Origin of the sequence: Curtobacterium sp. L3-7 (assembly GCF_048756585.1) — a bacterium.
Lineage (GTDB): Bacteria > Actinomycetota > Actinomycetes > Actinomycetales > Microbacteriaceae > Curtobacterium.
Window position 1 is genome coordinate 2,189,779 of the sequence record NZ_CP151474.1, and the last position, 15,011, is coordinate 2,204,789.

At 71.0% G+C, this 15,011-nt stretch carries 14 protein-coding genes; 8 read left to right on the plus strand and 6 right to left on the minus strand.

Annotated features, from left to right (window positions below; genetic code table 11):
• Positions 1 to 66 precede the first annotated feature (66 nt).
• On the plus strand, positions 67 to 756 hold the full coding sequence (locus AAEP80_RS10645) for a ComEA family DNA-binding protein (protein WP_420364389.1): 690 nt from the start codon (positions 67 to 69) through the stop codon (positions 754 to 756).
• 677 nt (positions 757 to 1,433) lie between these two features.
• Here AAEP80_RS10645 and AAEP80_RS10650 read toward each other — a convergent pair.
• A complete protein-coding gene (locus tag AAEP80_RS10650; RefSeq protein WP_420364390.1) occupies positions 1,434 to 1,895 on the minus strand; it encodes a hypothetical protein in 462 nt (153 codons plus the stop codon).
• Between the two features lie 5 nt (positions 1,896 to 1,900).
• Entirely contained in the window at positions 1,901 to 2,722 is an 822-nt protein-coding gene (locus AAEP80_RS10655) for a hypothetical protein (protein ID WP_420364391.1), read from the minus strand.
• Between the two features lie 110 nt (positions 2,723 to 2,832).
• On the opposite strand from AAEP80_RS10655, the gene AAEP80_RS10660 reads away from it, so the two are divergent.
• On the plus strand, positions 2,833 to 5,550 hold the full coding sequence (locus tag AAEP80_RS10660) for a ComEC/Rec2 family competence protein (protein ID WP_420364392.1): 2,718 nt from the start codon (positions 2,833 to 2,835) through the stop codon (positions 5,548 to 5,550).
• Complete coding sequence (gene holA / locus AAEP80_RS10665; RefSeq protein ID WP_281264224.1) at positions 5,435 to 6,328, plus strand: DNA polymerase III subunit delta; 894 nt, start codon at positions 5,435 to 5,437, stop codon at positions 6,326 to 6,328. The genes AAEP80_RS10660 and holA overlap by 116 nt, the downstream gene beginning before the upstream one ends.
• 117 nt (positions 6,329 to 6,445) lie before the next feature.
• Here holA and rpsT read toward each other — a convergent pair whose 3' ends face one another.
• Complete coding sequence (rpsT, locus tag AAEP80_RS10670) at positions 6,446 to 6,706, minus strand: 30S ribosomal protein S20 (RefSeq protein ID WP_071299347.1); 261 nt, start codon at positions 6,704 to 6,706, stop codon at positions 6,446 to 6,448.
• Between the two features lie 192 nt (positions 6,707 to 6,898).
• Between rpsT and AAEP80_RS10675 the strand changes: the two genes are divergently transcribed.
• Together AAEP80_RS10675 and lepA are read left to right on the plus strand one after the other, a co-directional pair.
• Positions 6,899 to 8,101 carry a pyridoxal phosphate-dependent aminotransferase gene (locus AAEP80_RS10675; RefSeq protein ID WP_420364393.1) on the plus strand — a complete coding sequence of 401 codons (1,203 nt, stop codon included), beginning with the start codon at positions 6,899 to 6,901 and terminating at the stop codon, positions 8,099 to 8,101.
• A gap of 6 nt (positions 8,102 to 8,107) precedes the next feature.
• Positions 8,108 to 9,955 (plus strand): translation elongation factor 4, encoded by a 1,848-nt coding sequence (lepA, locus tag AAEP80_RS10680; RefSeq protein WP_420364394.1) that lies wholly within the window; start codon positions 8,108 to 8,110, stop codon positions 9,953 to 9,955.
• A 154-nt stretch (positions 9,956 to 10,109) separates the two neighbouring features.
• Here the strand turns inward: lepA and AAEP80_RS10685 are convergent, their stop codons facing one another.
• On the minus strand, positions 10,110 to 10,595 hold the full coding sequence (locus tag AAEP80_RS10685) for a hypothetical protein (protein WP_420364395.1): 486 nt from the start codon (positions 10,593 to 10,595) through the stop codon (positions 10,110 to 10,112).
• A gap of 132 nt (positions 10,596 to 10,727) precedes the next feature.
• Here AAEP80_RS10685 and AAEP80_RS10690 point away from each other — a divergent pair, with 132 nt between their 5' ends.
• Complete coding sequence (locus AAEP80_RS10690) at positions 10,728 to 11,375, plus strand: DUF1990 family protein (protein WP_402728470.1); 648 nt, start codon at positions 10,728 to 10,730, stop codon at positions 11,373 to 11,375.
• Here AAEP80_RS10690 and AAEP80_RS10695 read toward each other — a convergent pair.
• Complete coding sequence (locus tag AAEP80_RS10695; protein ID WP_413602166.1) at positions 11,372 to 12,079, minus strand: HAD family hydrolase; 708 nt, start codon at positions 12,077 to 12,079, stop codon at positions 11,372 to 11,374. The two genes, AAEP80_RS10690 and AAEP80_RS10695, sit on opposite strands and share 4 nt — an antisense overlap.
• A gap of 28 nt (positions 12,080 to 12,107) precedes the next feature.
• On the opposite strand from AAEP80_RS10695, the gene hemW reads away from it, so the two are divergent.
• Entirely contained in the window at positions 12,108 to 13,361 is a 1,254-nt protein-coding gene (hemW, locus tag AAEP80_RS10700; protein ID WP_420364396.1) for a radical SAM family heme chaperone HemW, read from the plus strand.
• On the opposite strand, the gene AAEP80_RS10705 is transcribed toward hemW, so the two are convergent.
• Positions 13,351 to 13,782 (minus strand): DUF4870 domain-containing protein, encoded by a 432-nt coding sequence (locus AAEP80_RS10705; protein ID WP_420364397.1) that lies wholly within the window; start codon positions 13,780 to 13,782, stop codon positions 13,351 to 13,353. The two genes, hemW and AAEP80_RS10705, sit on opposite strands and share 11 nt — an antisense overlap.
• A 108-nt stretch (positions 13,783 to 13,890) precedes the next feature.
• Between AAEP80_RS10705 and hrcA the strand changes: the two genes are divergently transcribed.
• A complete protein-coding gene (hrcA, locus tag AAEP80_RS10710) occupies positions 13,891 to 14,913 on the plus strand; it encodes a heat-inducible transcriptional repressor HrcA (RefSeq protein WP_402728474.1) in 1,023 nt (340 codons plus the stop codon).
• Positions 14,914 to 15,011: the final 98 nt, after the last annotated feature.

Here is a 15,011-nt window from a genome sequence, read left to right on the forward strand (position 1 = left end):
CCTTCCCGGTGCACCGTTCACACCGCGAGAGCCCGGCCGGTCGGCCGGGCTCTCTAGCGTTTCGGCATGTCCCGTTTCTCGCTCTCGCCGCGCGCCGCACTCGTGCTGGCTGGCGTCGTCGTGGTGGTCGCGCTGGTCGTCGTCCTGCTCGGGGCGCGGGGGAGCGGCGCCGGCGGTGTCGCCACGGTGACGGGTGCGCCGGTGGTGTCCGATCGGCCGTCGGACGGCCCACTGATCCCGGATGCGACGTCGCCGGCTCCCTCGGTCGTGGTGCACGTGCTCGGTGCGGTCCACCGGGCGGGGGTCGTGACGGTGCCGGGGATGAGCCGGGTGACGGACGCGCTGGCGGCGGCGGGTGGTGCGGCCGACGATGCCGACCTCGCGCGGTTGAACCTCGCGCGGCCGGTCCAGGACGGCGAGCGGCTGTACGTGCCGCGGGTCGGCGAGGTCGAGGTGCCGCAGGAGCTCGACGGCGGTGCGGGTGGCGGCGCGGGGACCGCGAGCGGCGCCGGTGCGGGTGGCGATGGCGGCGGCGGTGGCAGCGGCGGTGCGGCTGACGTCGGCGACCTGGTCGACCTGAACACCGCGGACCAGGCGGCGCTCGAGACTCTTCCGGGCATCGGACCGGCGCTCGCGGGGCGCATCCTGGCCTGGCGCGACGAGCACGGTCGGTTCGCGAGCGTCGACGACCTGCTCGACGTCAGCGGGATCGGTGACGCGCGCTTGGCTGACTTGCGGGATCGGGTGCGGGTGTGAACCTCGCGGCCGACCGGACGGACCTCCGGGTCGCGGTCCCGGTGGCGATCGGCTGGGTGGTCGCGGCGGTGACCCAGTAGCGAACTCCTGCTGTGGAGCATCGAGCGGACGTGGTAGCCGACTTCGAGCATCACCGAGACGTTCACGCCTCCGCTGCGGATTCTTCAGCGAGGATCGCGCCTGCGCCGGCGCTCTCGAGCATCCCCTCGTCCTGTCCGCCACCAGGATGCGCCGAGCTCTCGCATGACCCGGACCGCGAAGAGAACGCCCCCGATGAAGACCAGAACAAGCACCGTGGAACCGAAATCTGCGATGCTCCCCACCCAGGCAGGCTAGAGCATCTCTCGAGGGCCTTGGACCCGGTGCTCACCATGAGTGGGGATGGGTGATTGGGACAGAGGGATTCATCGAGTTCGTCGCCGTTTCGAGGAAGAACGGCACATTGATGCTCCTGGTCGCCAGCGACGGTTGAGCATTGAGACCGGTAGTTGGACAACCGAGTCGAACGGTGAATCAACTCGGTGATCGGAGCGGCGCATCTCACCAGCTGGCTCTGGTTCGTCGACACGAGCTTCAGCCGGAGCGCTTGACCTGTCGCTGGATGCCTGATGTTCGGCCGCCGGCGGCACTGTTTCCGGTCGGCGCGTTGCCCGCCGAGTTTGGGCCCTGATAAGACGCTACGACAGGTCGAGGTGGCGCAGCACGTACCCGTCAGGCACGGTGCCGCTGTCGCCGAAGTAGTGGAAGAAGATCTCGGTGGCTTCATCTGCGTCGAACACCTCGGCGGGGTGCACGGCGTGGTTCGTCCCCGCGACGTTCACCGTCTCAGTGAGCGGCTCGTCGACGTCGTGCGCGCGTCCGATGACGTAGTGGCGAAGCTCGCCGTTCTCGACACGCTGGATCTCGACGCTCATGCGATCGGCGCTGCCGCCGGCCTGGATGTACCGGCTGTTCCAGTCGAAGTCCGAGTAGCCGGGGGCGTCGGGCCAGCCGGCGGAGTCCGGGACGTCCCAGAGCTGGTACGCCCAGTCCTCGTCGTTGTCGAGCTGGCCGAGATTGAAGCGGATCTGGTCCCGGTACGGCCGGAAGCTGTCCGTCAGTCGCAGGCTGGACTCGGAGTTGGTGGTCATGACGAACATCGGTCTCAGGGTACTTTCTGCTCGATGACCTCGGTGATCTTCATGATCTTGATGATCTTGATGATCTTGCCGTTGAGGGTCGCGGTGGCTGGGTTGCTGGGGCTGACGGCGGCGTCGAACGCGCGCTGCGCGGCGGACCGGATGGCGGTGCCGCTCTTGATCTCGACGCCGACGTAGGTGCCGTCGGGCTTCTTCACCAAGCCGTCGTAGACGCGGCCGTTGGGCACACCGTCGACGGACGCCCTCAGCTTCGTGGCGTCGACCTCTGCGCCGAGCTTCTTGCCGACCTGCTTGAGCCCGTCGGCTTCCTTCTGCGCTGCGTCGACGCGCGCCTTGTCGTTGTTCTCGGACCGGTACGTTCCGTCCTTGCTCCGACCAGAGTGCTTCTCGTTGGGCTCCTTGGCGCGGCGGGCCTTGTCTGCTTCGCTGGCGTGGTCCGACCGGAACGGGGTGTTCCGGTCGTCGGTCATCGCGTGGATGCCGAGCTGGGCACCTCCGGTGGCCGCCATGCCCGCGCCGGCGGCGATGACGCCCGCACCGGCGATGTTCAGCGGGATGCCACCGACGACACCGACGCCGGTGAGGTCGAGAGCGCCGCCGCCGACCTCCATCGCGCTGCCGCCGGCCATCATCGCGAGCCCGCCGAGGAGCTCGAGCACCTCGTCAGGGTGGTTCGTCATCGCGTTGCCGAGGGATGCGAAGATGTTGCCGGCCGTCGCTGCAGCGTCTTGCACGTGCGGCCACATTGCGTCGGCTTCCGCGCCGAGGATCGCGCCGCCGACACCGACGACGGCCTTGGTGGGCTCCTCACCAGATGGCCGGCTCACCACTCTCCTGCACAACCGGCAGCGTCGAGTCGTCGCCGCGACGAAGCGCGACCTAGCGTCCCGTACATGACCTGCAACCAGATGCCGACCACGCCGTCGGTTCCGACGACGTGAGCGGCACCGGCCGGACGCGATCCGACGATCCGGGAGACGAGGCTCGCCCGACCGGGCTGCGCGCGGATCTCGTTCCGCAGCTCGGCGACCTCCGGCTCGCCGGTCCGGTCGCGTTCGCGTGGGTGGGTGCAGCGCTGCTCGTGGGTGTGCCGGGAGCGGCGTGGTGGTGCGTCGGTGGCGCTGCTCTGACCGGCGTCACCGCGGTCGCACTGCTCGGTCGGGAGCGCGCGACGCCTGCCGTGTCCGCGGTGCTCGCCCTGGCGCTGACGACTGCCTGCTGCACACTCGTCGGGATCGCGGTGGCCGTCGGCGAGCCGGCTCGGTCGCCCGCGGAACTCGGAGCGGCGGCAGGACGGACCGTCGAGGTCGAAGTGACGCTCACGCGGGACATCGCGACCACCGCCCGGTCGACGACCGGGACACTCCGGACCCTCGGCGACACCACAGAGCTGCGGGTGCCGGTCCGTGTCGTGCCGGACACACCCCTCCGTGCGGCTGCGGGCACGGTGCTCACCGGGCGTGCGGCGGTCGAAGCCGACGACCCGGGCGGACCGGAGGCCGCGGTGGTGTTCCTCCGCGGTGTGCCCGCGTCCAAACCCCCGACCGGCGTGCTCGCCGTCACTGACAGCGTGCGACAGGCGTTCGTGCGGATCACCGACGAGTTGCCCGAACCCGGCGGCGCGCTGCTCCGCGGACTCGCGATCGGGGACCGCAGCGGCCTCGATCCCGACACCGAGACGGCGATGGAGACGAGTGCGCTGACCCACCTGACGGCCGTGTCGGGGTCGAACTGCGCCGTCATCGTCGCGGTGGTCGTCCTGGTCGGTCGTGCGGTCGGACTCGGGCGTGCCGTCCGCGCCGCCGTGGCGATCACGCTCTTGGTCGGGTTCGTGGTGCTGGTCCGTCCGGATCCGTCCATCCTCCGCGCCACCGTGATGGCCGTCGTCGTGCTCGTCGTGCACCTGTCCGGGCGTCCGGTCCGGGGCGTGCCGCTCATCGCCCTCGCGGTCATCGGCATGCTGGTCGTCGATCCGTGGTTCGCCCGCTCCTTCGCGTTCGGGCTGTCCGTGCTCGCGACGAGCGGGATCGTGGTGCTCGGTCCACCGTTGACCGCGCTCCTCACGCGGTGGTGTTGGACGCCGGTTGCTGCGGCGATCGCGGTCCCCGTCTCGGCGCAGGTGGCGTGCTGGCCGTTGACGATCCCGCTCGCTGCGGCGCTCCCGACGTACGCGGTACCGGCGAACCTCCTCGCCGAGCCGTTCGCGCCGGTCGTCACCGTCGTCGGGCTCCTCGCCTGCCTGCTCGCTCCCGTCTGGCCCGCAGGCGCATCGGTCGCCGCCGCGGTCGCCTGGCTGCCCGCATCGGCGATCGGCGCGATCGCGCACGGCGCCGCAGCGCTCCCCGCGGCGTCGGTGCCGTGGCCGGCCGGACTCGTCGGCGTGGGTGCAGCCGTGCTGGTGTCGGGAGCACTCATCGGCGCGGTGCTCGGTCCAGCGGCGGCACGGATGCGCTTCGTCGTGGCGGCGGCGACGGTCGCGGTGATCGGCGCGGGTACCGTGGTCGTCCCGCTCGTGGTCGTCCGCGTCGGGATACCCGCCGACTGGGCGATCGCGATGTGCGACGTGGGGCAGGGGGACGCGGTGCTCCTCCGCAGCGCTGCGAGCACGGCGCTCGTCGACACCGGCGACGACCGGGAACGCCTCCGCGCGTGTCTCGACCTGCTCGGGGTCGGCCGGCTCGACCTCCTGGTGCTCACCCATTTCGACCGGGACCACGTCGGTGCGGTCGACGAGGTCGCCGGTGACGTCGACGTCGCGCTCACCGGACCGGTCGGGCGTCCAGCGGACGAATCCGTCGTCCGCGGCCTGACGGGGGCCGGTGCCGACGTCCGCCGTGCGGACGACGGGACCGCTGGGACCCTCGGGGACGTCCCGTGGCGTGTGCTCTGGCCGCGGGCCGGCGAGCGGGCGAGCGGCAACGACGCGAGCATCGTCGTGGCGGTCGAGGCGCCGGACACGTGCGGGTCGTGTCTCTCGGCGGTCCTGCTCGGCGACCTCGACCGGTCCGCGCAACGACGCCTCCGCGGAGTGGCTCCCGGACACGTCGACGTCGTCAAGGTGTCCCACCACGGGTCCGCCGACCAGGACCCGGAGCTCTACCGACAGCTCGCCGCACGCGTCGGGCTGATCGGTGTCGGCGCCGACAACACCTACGGGCACCCGACTGACCGAGCACTCGCGATGCTGGCGGCAGTGGGGACGACACCGTTCCGCACCGACCTGCAGGGGACCGTCGTCGTGCGCCGGGGACCGGCGGGACCGGAGGTGTGGACCGAGCGGGCGTCCCCGGGGCAGGCGTCCTCGGGCCCAGCGCCGTCGGGGCGGGCACCGGGAGGGCAAGCGCCCTCGGGACGGGCACCGGGAGGGTCGGCGGTGGCCCGTAGACTCGGACCCGCACCATCGGAAGGAACGCATGCCCGCCAAGAAGCCCGCGCGCGCTGCCGCGAAGATCGACCAGGTCCCGTGGTCCGGCATCCGTCCAGCGCCCGTCGTCCTCGTGACCGGGCCGGAGACGTTCCTCGCCGAGCGGGCGACGGGCATGCTCCGCGATCTGCTGGTCGGCGAAGACCCCGCGCTCGAGGTCCACGACCTCGAAGCCGACCAGTACGCACCCGGGCTCTTGGCGACGCTCGCCAGCCCGTCCCTCTTCGGTGAGCCGCGCCTGGTCCGGGTCACCAACGTCGAGAAGTGCACGGACGCCTTCATCACCGAGACCATCTCGTACCTCGGCGCGCCGGCGGACGACGTCACCCTCGTGCTGCGGCACGGCGGGGGAGTCCGCGGCAAGAAGCTCCTCGACGCGATCCGCGGCGGGTCGGGCGGCGGGATCGAGGTCCAGTGCGACGAACTCAAGCGTGAGACCGACCGCATCGACTTCGTGAACGCCGAGTTCCGCGCCGCACGTCGGAAGATCGCACCGTCCGCGGTCCGGACCCTCGTGGCGGCGTTCGCGGACGACCTCGCCGAGCTCGCGGCTGCGTGCCGGCAGCTCCTCGCCGACGAAGCGCAGGAGATCACGGACAAGGTCGTCGACAAGTACTACGGCGGCCGCGTCGAGACCAACGCGTTCAAGGTCGCCGACATCGCACTCGCGGGTCGATCGGCGCCGGCCATCGTCGAGCTGCGGCACGCCCTGTCGACCGGCGAAGCACCCGTGCCGATCGTCGCCGCGTTCGCGAGCAAGATCCGCACGATGGCGAAGGTGAGCGCCTACCGGGGCTCGAGCGGCCAGGCCGCGTCCGCGCTCGGCATGGCTCCGTGGCAGGTCCAGCGTGCGCAACGTGACGTCGCCGGGTGGAGCGAAGCCGGGCTCGCGAACGCGATCATCAGCATCGCCGAGGCGGACACCGCGGTGAAGGGTGGCTCGCGCGACGCGCACTACGCGCTCGAGGTCATGGTCCGCACCATCGCCCGTCGCGGCGAACCCCGCTGACCCGACCCGAGCCTCCCGTCCGCCAGGCGCTGCCTGCCCATCGAGACGCAACCGGACCCCCGCAACGACGAAGGCCCCGCACCGGAACGGTGCGGGGCCTTCGAGGGGGTCGGTGCGTCAGAGCGCAGCGACCTTCTTCGCGATGGCCGACTTGCGGTTCGCGGCCTGGTTCTTGTGGATGACGCCCTTGCTCACGGCCTTGTCGAGCTTCTTCGACGCGACGGCGAGAGCGGCGGTGGCCTTCTCCTTGTCGCCGGCGACGATCGCCTCGTTGGTGTGACGGATGAACGTCTTCAGCTCGGACTTGTAGGCCTTGTTGCGCTCGGTGGCCTTGAGGTTGGTCTTGATGCGCTTCATCTGCGACTTGATGTTCGCCATGCGTGGTGCTCCTGCTTCGTCTCGTACGGGTGAATGCGACCGCTGGGTAGAGGGGCCCTTGGTCGTCTCGCGTTCCACCCGTGGGCGGGGAACGCGCAAGCCAGCAAGCAACACTACCAGGACGGGGCATCCGGTTCAACGCGCAGGACCCGTGTCACCGCGCGGAAACACGGCTCCGTTACCGTGACGGACATGCCGTCCCTCGCACCCCGGATCGACACCGTCCCGCCCTCCGGCATCCGCCGGGTCTTCGAACAGGCCGCCCTGCTGCAGCAGAGCGGTGCAGACGTGACCATGCTCGTCGTGGGGGAGCCCGACGTCCCGGTCGCCGCACACATCGGGGACGCGGCGAAGCGGGCGTGGACCGAGGACCGGACGGACTACACCCCGAACGGCGGGATCCTGCCGCTGCGCCAGGCGATCCAGCAGAAGCTGCTGCGCGAGAACCGCATCGAGGTGGACCTCGAGCAGATCTGGATGACGATCGGCGCGACGCAGGCACTGTTCCAGGCGATGACCCTGGTGCTGAGCCCCGGCGACGAACTCCTGGTGCCGGACCCCGGCTACACGACGTTCACGATGAACGCGCACATCCTCGGTGCGACCCCGGTGCCGTACCGGCTCGAGCCGCAGCACGGGTTCGAGCCCGACCTCGACGCGCTCGAGGCGAGCATCACCGAGCGCACCAGGGCGATCGTGGTGAACTCGCCGTCGAACCCGCTCGGGTCGGTGTTCGGCGAGGAGACGCTCCGCAGCATCCTGGCCCTGGCGAAGCGGCACGACCTGTGGGTGGTCAGCGACGAGGTCTACGAGTACTTCACCTACGACACGCGGCACGTCAGCCTCGCGGCCCTCGACGAGGACGACCGGGTGTTCACCGCGTTCTCGCTGAGCAAGACGTACGCGATGACCGGCGTCCGCGTCGGGTACCTCGTGACGCCGAAGGGGCTCGGCGCGACCATGCGGACGACCCAGGAAGCGATGATCAGCTGCGTCGCGGAGCCCGACCAGTACGCGGCCCTCGCGGCGATCGTCGGCGATCACTCCGCGGTCCGGGACGCCCGCGAGCACTACCGCGCCAACCTCCAGGTCGCGACCGAGGTGCTCGACGCCGCCGGCATCCGGTACAACGACCCGAAGGGTGCGTTCTACCTGTGGATCGACATGTCGCACGCCGCGGACGGGGACGTCGCGGAGTGGGCGCTCGGGTTCCTGCAGCGCGAGAAGGTCGCCGTCGCACCCGGGAGCGCGTTCGGGCGCACGGGCGAGGGCTGGATCCGCGTGTGCCTCGCCGCGACGCCGGACGACCTGCGCCACGGCCTGGGAGCACTGCCCGCCCCGCACGCCGAGCACGCACAACCGTGGGACAATCGTTCGACCGTCCGACCCACCTGAGGAACCGTGAGCCCACAAGCATCCGCTCCGCTCGAGCCCGCCGCGACTCCGGCCGAGGCGATCCGCAACTTCTGCATCATCGCGCACATCGACCACGGCAAGTCGACGCTGGCCGACCGCATGCTGCAGATCACCGGCATCGTCGAGGACCGTGCGATGCGTGCGCAGTACCTCGACCGCATGGACATCGAGCGCGAGCGCGGCATCACGATCAAGTCGCAGGCGGTCCGCATGCCGTGGGAACTCGACGGCACGACGTTCGCGCTGAACATGATCGACACGCCCGGCCACGTGGACTTCTCGTACGAGGTCTCCCGTTCCCTCGCCGCGTGCGAGGGAGCGATCCTGCTGGTCGACGCGGCGCAGGGCATCGAGGCCCAGACGCTCGCGAACCTGTACCTGGCGCTCGAGAACGACCTCGAGATCATCCCGGTCCTCAACAAGATCGACCTCCCCGCGGCCGATCCCGACAAGTACGCCGCCGAGCTCGCGCAGCTCATCGGCGGCAAGCCGGAGGACGTCCTCCGCGTATCCGGCAAGACGGGCGTCGGGGTCCCCGAGCTCCTCGACCGTGTCGTGCGCACCGTGCCGAACCCCGTCGGCGACGCCGAGGCCCCCGCTCGCGCGATGATCTTCGACTCCGTCTACGACAGCTACCGCGGCGTCGTGACCTACGTCCGCATGATCGACGGCTCGATCGCCCCGCGCGAGAAGGTCCAGATGATGTCGACCAAGTCGACGCACGAGATCCTCGAGATCGGGGTGTCGAGCCCCGAGCCCAAGCCGACCAAGGGCCTGGGCGTCGGCGAGGTCGGCTACCTGATCACGGGCGTCAAGGACGTCCGGCAGTCCAAGGTCGGCGACACCGTCACGAGCGCGCAGCGGCCCGCCACCGACGCCCTGCCCGGCTACACGGACCCGAAGCCGATGGTGTTCTCCGGCCTCTACCCGATCGACGGCTCGGACTACCCGGACCTCCGCGACGCACTCGACAAGCTCAAGCTCTCCGACGCGGCGCTGGTCTACGAACCCGAGACGTCCGTGGCGCTCGGCTTCGGCTTCCGCTGCGGCTTCCTCGGCCTGCTGCACCTCGAGATCATCACCGAGCGACTCAGCCGCGAGTTCGGCCTCGACCTCATCACGACCGCGCCCAGCGTGATCTACGACGTCACGACCGAGGACAACACCACGGTCCAGGTGACGAACCCGTCCGAGTTCCCGACCGGCCGCATCGTCGAGGTCCGCGAGCCGATGGTCCGCGCCGCGATCCTCGCGCCGAAGGACTACGTCGGCGCGATCATGGAGCTCTGCCAACAGCGCCGTGGCTCCCTGCTCGGCATGGAGTACCTCGGCGAGGACCGCGTCGAGATCCGCTACCAGATCCCGCTCGGCGAGATCGTGTTCGACTTCTTCGACCAGCTGAAGAGCAAGACGCAGGGCTACGCCAGCCTCGACTACGAGCCCATCGGCGACCAGGCGGCCGACCTCGTGAAGGTCGACATCCTGCTGCAGGGCGACCAGGTGGACGCGTTCAGTGCGATCGTGCACCGCGACAAGGCGTACGCGTACGGCACGCTCATGACGGAGCGGCTCCGCAAGCTCATCCCGCGCCAGCAGTTCGAGGTCCCGATCCAGGCGGCGATCGGCGCCCGCATCATCGCGCGCGAGAGCATCCGCGCGATGCGCAAGGACGTCCTCGCGAAGTGCTACGGCGGTGACATCAGCCGGAAGCGCAAGCTCCTCGAGAAGCAGAAGGAGGGCAAGAAGCGCATGAAGACCATCGGCCGGGTCGAGGTCCCGCAGGAAGCCTTCATCGCCGCGCTCTCCGGCGACGTCGAAGAGAAGAAGAAGTAGCGCGAGAGCGACAGTCCGCGCCGGCACCGTGAAGCTGGTTCCTCGAAAGCGACAGTGTTCGCCCGCATTCGGGCGGGAGGCTGTCGCTTTCGCGTGACCAGGACCAGGACCAGGACCGGGACGGGGACCGGGGACGGGGCTGCGCGGAACCGGCTCAGCGGCGGGCGCGGGCCCGCAAGGCGGCCAGAACAACCGCCGGGAGGCTCGCAGCAGCCAGTCCCGCCAGCGCGGTCCGCACGATGGTCGCCTCCGACACCGTGGCGAAGTCGGTCGCGGACGTCGCGACCACCGCGGCCACGACTGCACCGAGCGCCAACAGGACGGTCGTCCCGCCGAGCAGGACCGGGAGCCGAGGGTGGTGGTGGCGACGCACCGCGGTGACGAGCGTCGCGCCGAACAGCAGCACGCCGGCGCCGGCCGCCGACGCCCCGATGCCGGCGACGACGTTGACGGTGTCGAACGAGGTCCAGCCGCTCGCCGCCCCGGTCGAGTAGCGCGACGCCGCGCCGTACCCGGCGACGGCCTGGTCGACCGTGATCCGTGCCGCGGCGGCGACCGCGAACGCCACGAGCGTGGCGATGGCGAGGACGACGACCCGGCGGTCGACGGACCGGCGGCGGGTGGTCTCGGGCGTGGGCACCCGCCAACGATAGGGGCGGGGCGGGGGCGACCACGGCCTCCAGTTCGGGGTGCGCGGAAAGCGGACGGCGACCCGAGCGGGGTCCGGGCCGGTCGGTTCGATCCGTGCTCCGCGCCCCAGTACGATGGCCGCATGAGCAGCCGCGGAGGGTACCTGACCGCCCTGACCTACGGAGCGGTCGGTGCGACGCAGGCGCCGGACCTCATGACCTACCCGCCGGAGGGCTTCGTCCCGGCGGAGTCGCGCTCGCGGATCGGCCACGGCGACCAGCGGTTCGAGACCGCGGTGACGCAGGCGCTGACGTGGCAGATCCAGGAGCGCAGCGGCATCCGCGTCCACGTGGAGGAAGCGCCGGACGACGACGAGGTCCGCTACAACCCGGTGACGTTCGACGAGCAGGGCGTCCCGATCGCCCCGGCATCGATCGGCACTCCCCGGGTCGAGAAGTTCGCGCCGGACGGCACGCCGCTCGTCACCGCTGGGACCTCCGCCGTGCTGACGATGCACGCGTTCGGGCGGACGGTGCAGGCGCCGGTGCGGGTCGTGTCCGTGATCGACGAGCCCGACCGCAAGGGGTTCGCGTACGGCACGCTCGAGGGGCACCCGCTCTCCGGCGAGGAGTCGTTCGTGGTGGAGCGCACCGCCGACGGCTCGGTGTGGCTGCAGGTCCGACAGTTCTCGCAGCCGGCGAGCCGCAAGTGGCAGTTCGTCGCACCGCTCCTGCGTCGGCAGCAGCGCGTGATGGCCGAGAAGTACCTCGAGGCGCTCCGCGGCGACTAGTCCTCGTCGACCGGCCGGAGCGGCGGCAACGCCGCGATCGCGTCCTCGATCAGCGCGGCGTCCGTGACGCAGTCGCGCGCGATCGCGACGGCGTTCGTGTGCCGCAGCGCGTCCACGTCGTAGACCCCGGTCGCGACGGCCAGGAACGGGATCCCGACCGCGTCGGCCGCTTCGCCGTCCCTGGGGGTGTCGCCGACGATGACGGCGCGGGTGCCGGCGAGTGCGGTGGCCGCGAGGGCGGTGACGCCCGCCCGCTCGATCTCCTCGTCGCCGAAGTAGGAGTGCTCCCAGTCGAACGCGGCGACGTCGAACCCGGCGCCGAGCAGCTTCACGCGGGCCCGGTACGCGGAGTTGCCGGTCAGCAGGCCGTTGCGCCAGCCGATCTCGGCGAAGCGCGCGACCAACGCCGTGGCACCTGGTGCCGGCGTCCGGTGGTCGCCGGCACGGTGTCGTTCCTCGGACAGATCGCGGAGGTGGCTGCTCACGGTCGGGATGACCCCGTCGTCGAGGTCGTGCGCGCGGACGTGCTCCGCGATGATGCCCGCGTCGGTGCGGCCGTGCTGGTGCCCGACGAGCTGGGGGAGATCGCGCCCGATCGCCCGCTCGAGGGCCAGGTGGTAGAGGTTGCCCGGGGACGTCGCGTTGCGGACGAGGGTGCCGTCGATGTCCCACAGCACCGTGGTGGGGACGGGGTGGTGCTCCATGACTCCATCATGACGGACAATGGACTCCATGCCGAGTGCTCTGCCGATCGCCGACCCGGCTCCCGTGGACGGCCTGATCACCCCCGGGCCGGGCGCGGGCGACGTGCCGTTCGGCGTCTACGTGCACGTGCCGTTCTGCCGCGTCCGCTGCGGGTACTGCGACTTCAACACCTACACGGCCTCCGAGCTCCGCGGCGTCCGTCGTGACGACTACGCCGGACACGCCGTCCGCGAGATCCAGTGGGCCGCGCAGGTGCTCGACCGTTCCGGCGTGCCGCGTCGTCCGGTCTCGACGGTCTTCTTCGGCGGAGGGACGCCGACGATGCTGCCGGCGAGCGACCTCGCGATGGTCCTCCGCGCCATCGACGACACGTGGGGGATCCTGCCGGGGGCCGAGGTCACCACCGAGGCGAACCCGGACTCGGTCGATGCGTCCTCGCTCGAGACGCTCCGCGCCGGCGGGTTCAACCGGATGAGCTTCGGCATGCAGTCGGCGGTGCCGCACGTGCTCGCCACCCTCGACCGCACCCACGACCCGGAACGCGTGCCGCTCGTCGTCGACCTCGCGAAGCAGCTGGGACTCGACGTCTCGCTCGACCTCATCTACTCGACGCCGGGGGAGTCCCTCGACGACTGGCGCACCTCGCTCGACGCGGCGATCGCGTGCGAGCCCGACCACGTGTCGGCGTACTCGCTCATCGTCGAGGACGGCACCGCCATGGGCCGCGCGGTCAAGCGCGGTGAGCTGCCGGCGCCGGACGACGACGTCGCCGCGGACATGTACGAGCTCGCGGACCGGGTCCTCGGCGATGCCGGGTACGGCTGGTACGAGGTCTCGAACTGGGCGAAGGGCGACGAGCACGCCAGCCGCCACAACCTGTCGTACTGGAAGGGCCACGACTGGTGGGGTGTCGGCCCCGGCGCGCACTCGAGCGTCGCCGGCACGCGCTGGTGGAACGTCAAGCACCCGGCCGCGTACGCGAACCGGGTGCTCGCCGACGAGTCGCCGGCCGCAGGGCGCGAGACCCTCGACGACGAGACCAGGTACGTCGAGCGCGTGCTCCTCGCCACGCGCGTCCGCGGCGAGCTCCGGACGTCCGAACTCCGCCAGGAGGGCCGTGGCCGGGTCGCGGGGCTCATCGCCCGTGGTCTCGTGGACGGGCGCAGTGCCCTGGGGGCGCCCGGCACGCCGGGTCGCCTGGACCTGACGCTGCGGGGCCGCCTGCTCGCGGACGCCGTGGTCCGCGAGCTGCTCGACGAGCCCTGGTCCGTCAGTTCTTGACGAACTCGATCGTCAGCGGGTAGCGGTAGAAGCGGCCCTGGTTCGCGGCGACGGCGGCCATGATGCCGAAGACGATCGACACGACCCACACGCCGAAGATGATCAGCACGCCGATGCCGAGCCACGACGTGACGACGCCGACCGCGTACGCGATGGCCATCGTGATGTGGAAGTTCAGGGCGACCCGGGTGTGCTCGCGGACGAACTGGCCACGGTCGCGCAGGACGAAGTACGCCACGAGCGGGGCGATGAAGTTGAAGAGGATCCCGCCGACGTGCGTGAGCGTGGCCCAGAGGCGCTGGTCCTCCGGCGTCATCGGCTGCGGCGGCTGGTAGTACGGCCCGGGGCCCTGCGGCCCGCCGGGCTGCTGGCCCCAGGGTCCGCCCGGCTGTCCGTTGCCCGGCTGCTGTCCGTAGGTCATGCCGGAAGCGTAGCGACCCGATGTGGAGAAGTGTCGGGACGTCGGTGCACGGGCGTAGGATCAGCACTCGACACGTCCGAGTGCCAGCACGAGTGGAAGGGGTCCGGGTTGGTCAGCGAACGCTCCCTCGAGGTCCTCAAGGCCATCGTGCGCGACTACGTCGCCTCGCGCGAGCCCGTCGGGTCGAAGACGATCGTCGAGCGCCACGCCTTCGGGGTCAGCGCCGCGACGATCCGCAACGACATGGCCCTGCTCGAGGACGAGCAGCTGATCATCGCGCCGCACACCTCGTCCGGGCGGGTGCCCACCGACAAGGGGTACCGCGTGTTCGTGGACCACCTCGCCGCCGCCCGCCCGCTCTCCAGCGCGCAGCGGCACGCCATCGAGACCTTCCTCGGCGCGTCCAACGACCTCGACGACGTCCTCGGCCGGACCGTCCGGCTGCTCAGCCAGCTGACGAACCAGGTCGCCCTCGTCCAGTACCCCTCGATGGTGCGGGCACGGGTGCAGCACGTCGAGCTCGTCCGGCTGGGGGACTCCCGGCTGATGGTCGTGCTGATCACCGACACCGCCAGGGTCGAGCAGCGCGTCGTCGAGACCGACGTCGCGCTCGACGAGTCCGCGCTCGTCGAGCTCCGCACGGTGCTCAACGCGGCGACCGTCGGGCTCCTGCTCCACGACGTCCCGACGGCGCTGCGGGAGATCCCCGCGCAGATCCGGCCGGAGTCGCAGACCCTCGCCGGCGTCGTCGTCGCGACCGTGATCGAGCAGGTCGCGGCGAACCGGCAGGACCGCCTGGTGATGGCGGGCGCGGCGAACCTCGCGAAGAGCGAACAGGACTTCTCCGGCGGGCTCTTCCCGGTGCTCGAAGCGATCGAGGAACAGGTGACCCTCCTCCGGTTGTTCGGGGAGATGCAGCTCGACGACGTGTCCGTCACCGCACGGATCGGCGTCGAGAACGCGGAGTACGGCCTCGACGCGACGAGCATCGTCGCCGGCGGGTACGTCGCCGCAGGTGGTGAGGTCGCCAGGCTGGGCGTCCTCGGACCGACCCGCATGGACTACGGCTCCAACATGGCCGCGGTCCGCGCGGTCGCGCGGTACCTGTCCAGACTGCTCGGAGAGAATTGACGACCGCTGCAGTGCACGCCGACCGTGCCAGCCCGACCACGGCGGCGACGCGGGCCGACCGCGTGACGTGACCACGGCCTCCAGGCCGAACCGACCAG

Bases quoted from the DNA above. Each gene is read 5' to 3' on its own strand.
- AAEP80_RS10705 (WP_420364397.1), bottom strand. From the start codon at position 13,782: ATGACCTACGGACAGCAGCCGGGCAACGGACAGCCGGGCGGACCCTGG.
- AAEP80_RS10695 (WP_413602166.1), bottom strand. From the start codon at position 12,079: ATGGAGCACCACCCCGTCCCCACCACGGTGCTGTGGGACATCGACGGC.
- AAEP80_RS10690 (WP_402728470.1), top strand. From the start codon at position 10,728: ATGAGCAGCCGCGGAGGGTACCTGACCGCCCTGACCTACGGAGCGGTC.
- hemW (WP_420364396.1), top strand. From the start codon at position 12,108: ATGCCGAGTGCTCTGCCGATCGCCGACCCGGCTCCCGTGGACGGCCTG.
- AAEP80_RS10650 (WP_420364390.1), bottom strand. From the start codon at position 1,895: ATGTTCGTCATGACCACCAACTCCGAGTCCAGCCTGCGACTGACGGAC.
- AAEP80_RS10675 (WP_420364393.1), top strand. From the start codon at position 6,899: ATGCCGTCCCTCGCACCCCGGATCGACACCGTCCCGCCCTCCGGCATC.
- AAEP80_RS10645 (WP_420364389.1), top strand. From the start codon at position 67: ATGTCCCGTTTCTCGCTCTCGCCGCGCGCCGCACTCGTGCTGGCTGGC.
- rpsT (WP_071299347.1), bottom strand. From the start codon at position 6,706: ATGGCGAACATCAAGTCGCAGATGAAGCGCATCAAGACCAACCTCAAG.
- holA (WP_281264224.1), top strand. From the start codon at position 5,435: ATGCTCCGCGATCTGCTGGTCGGCGAAGACCCCGCGCTCGAGGTCCAC.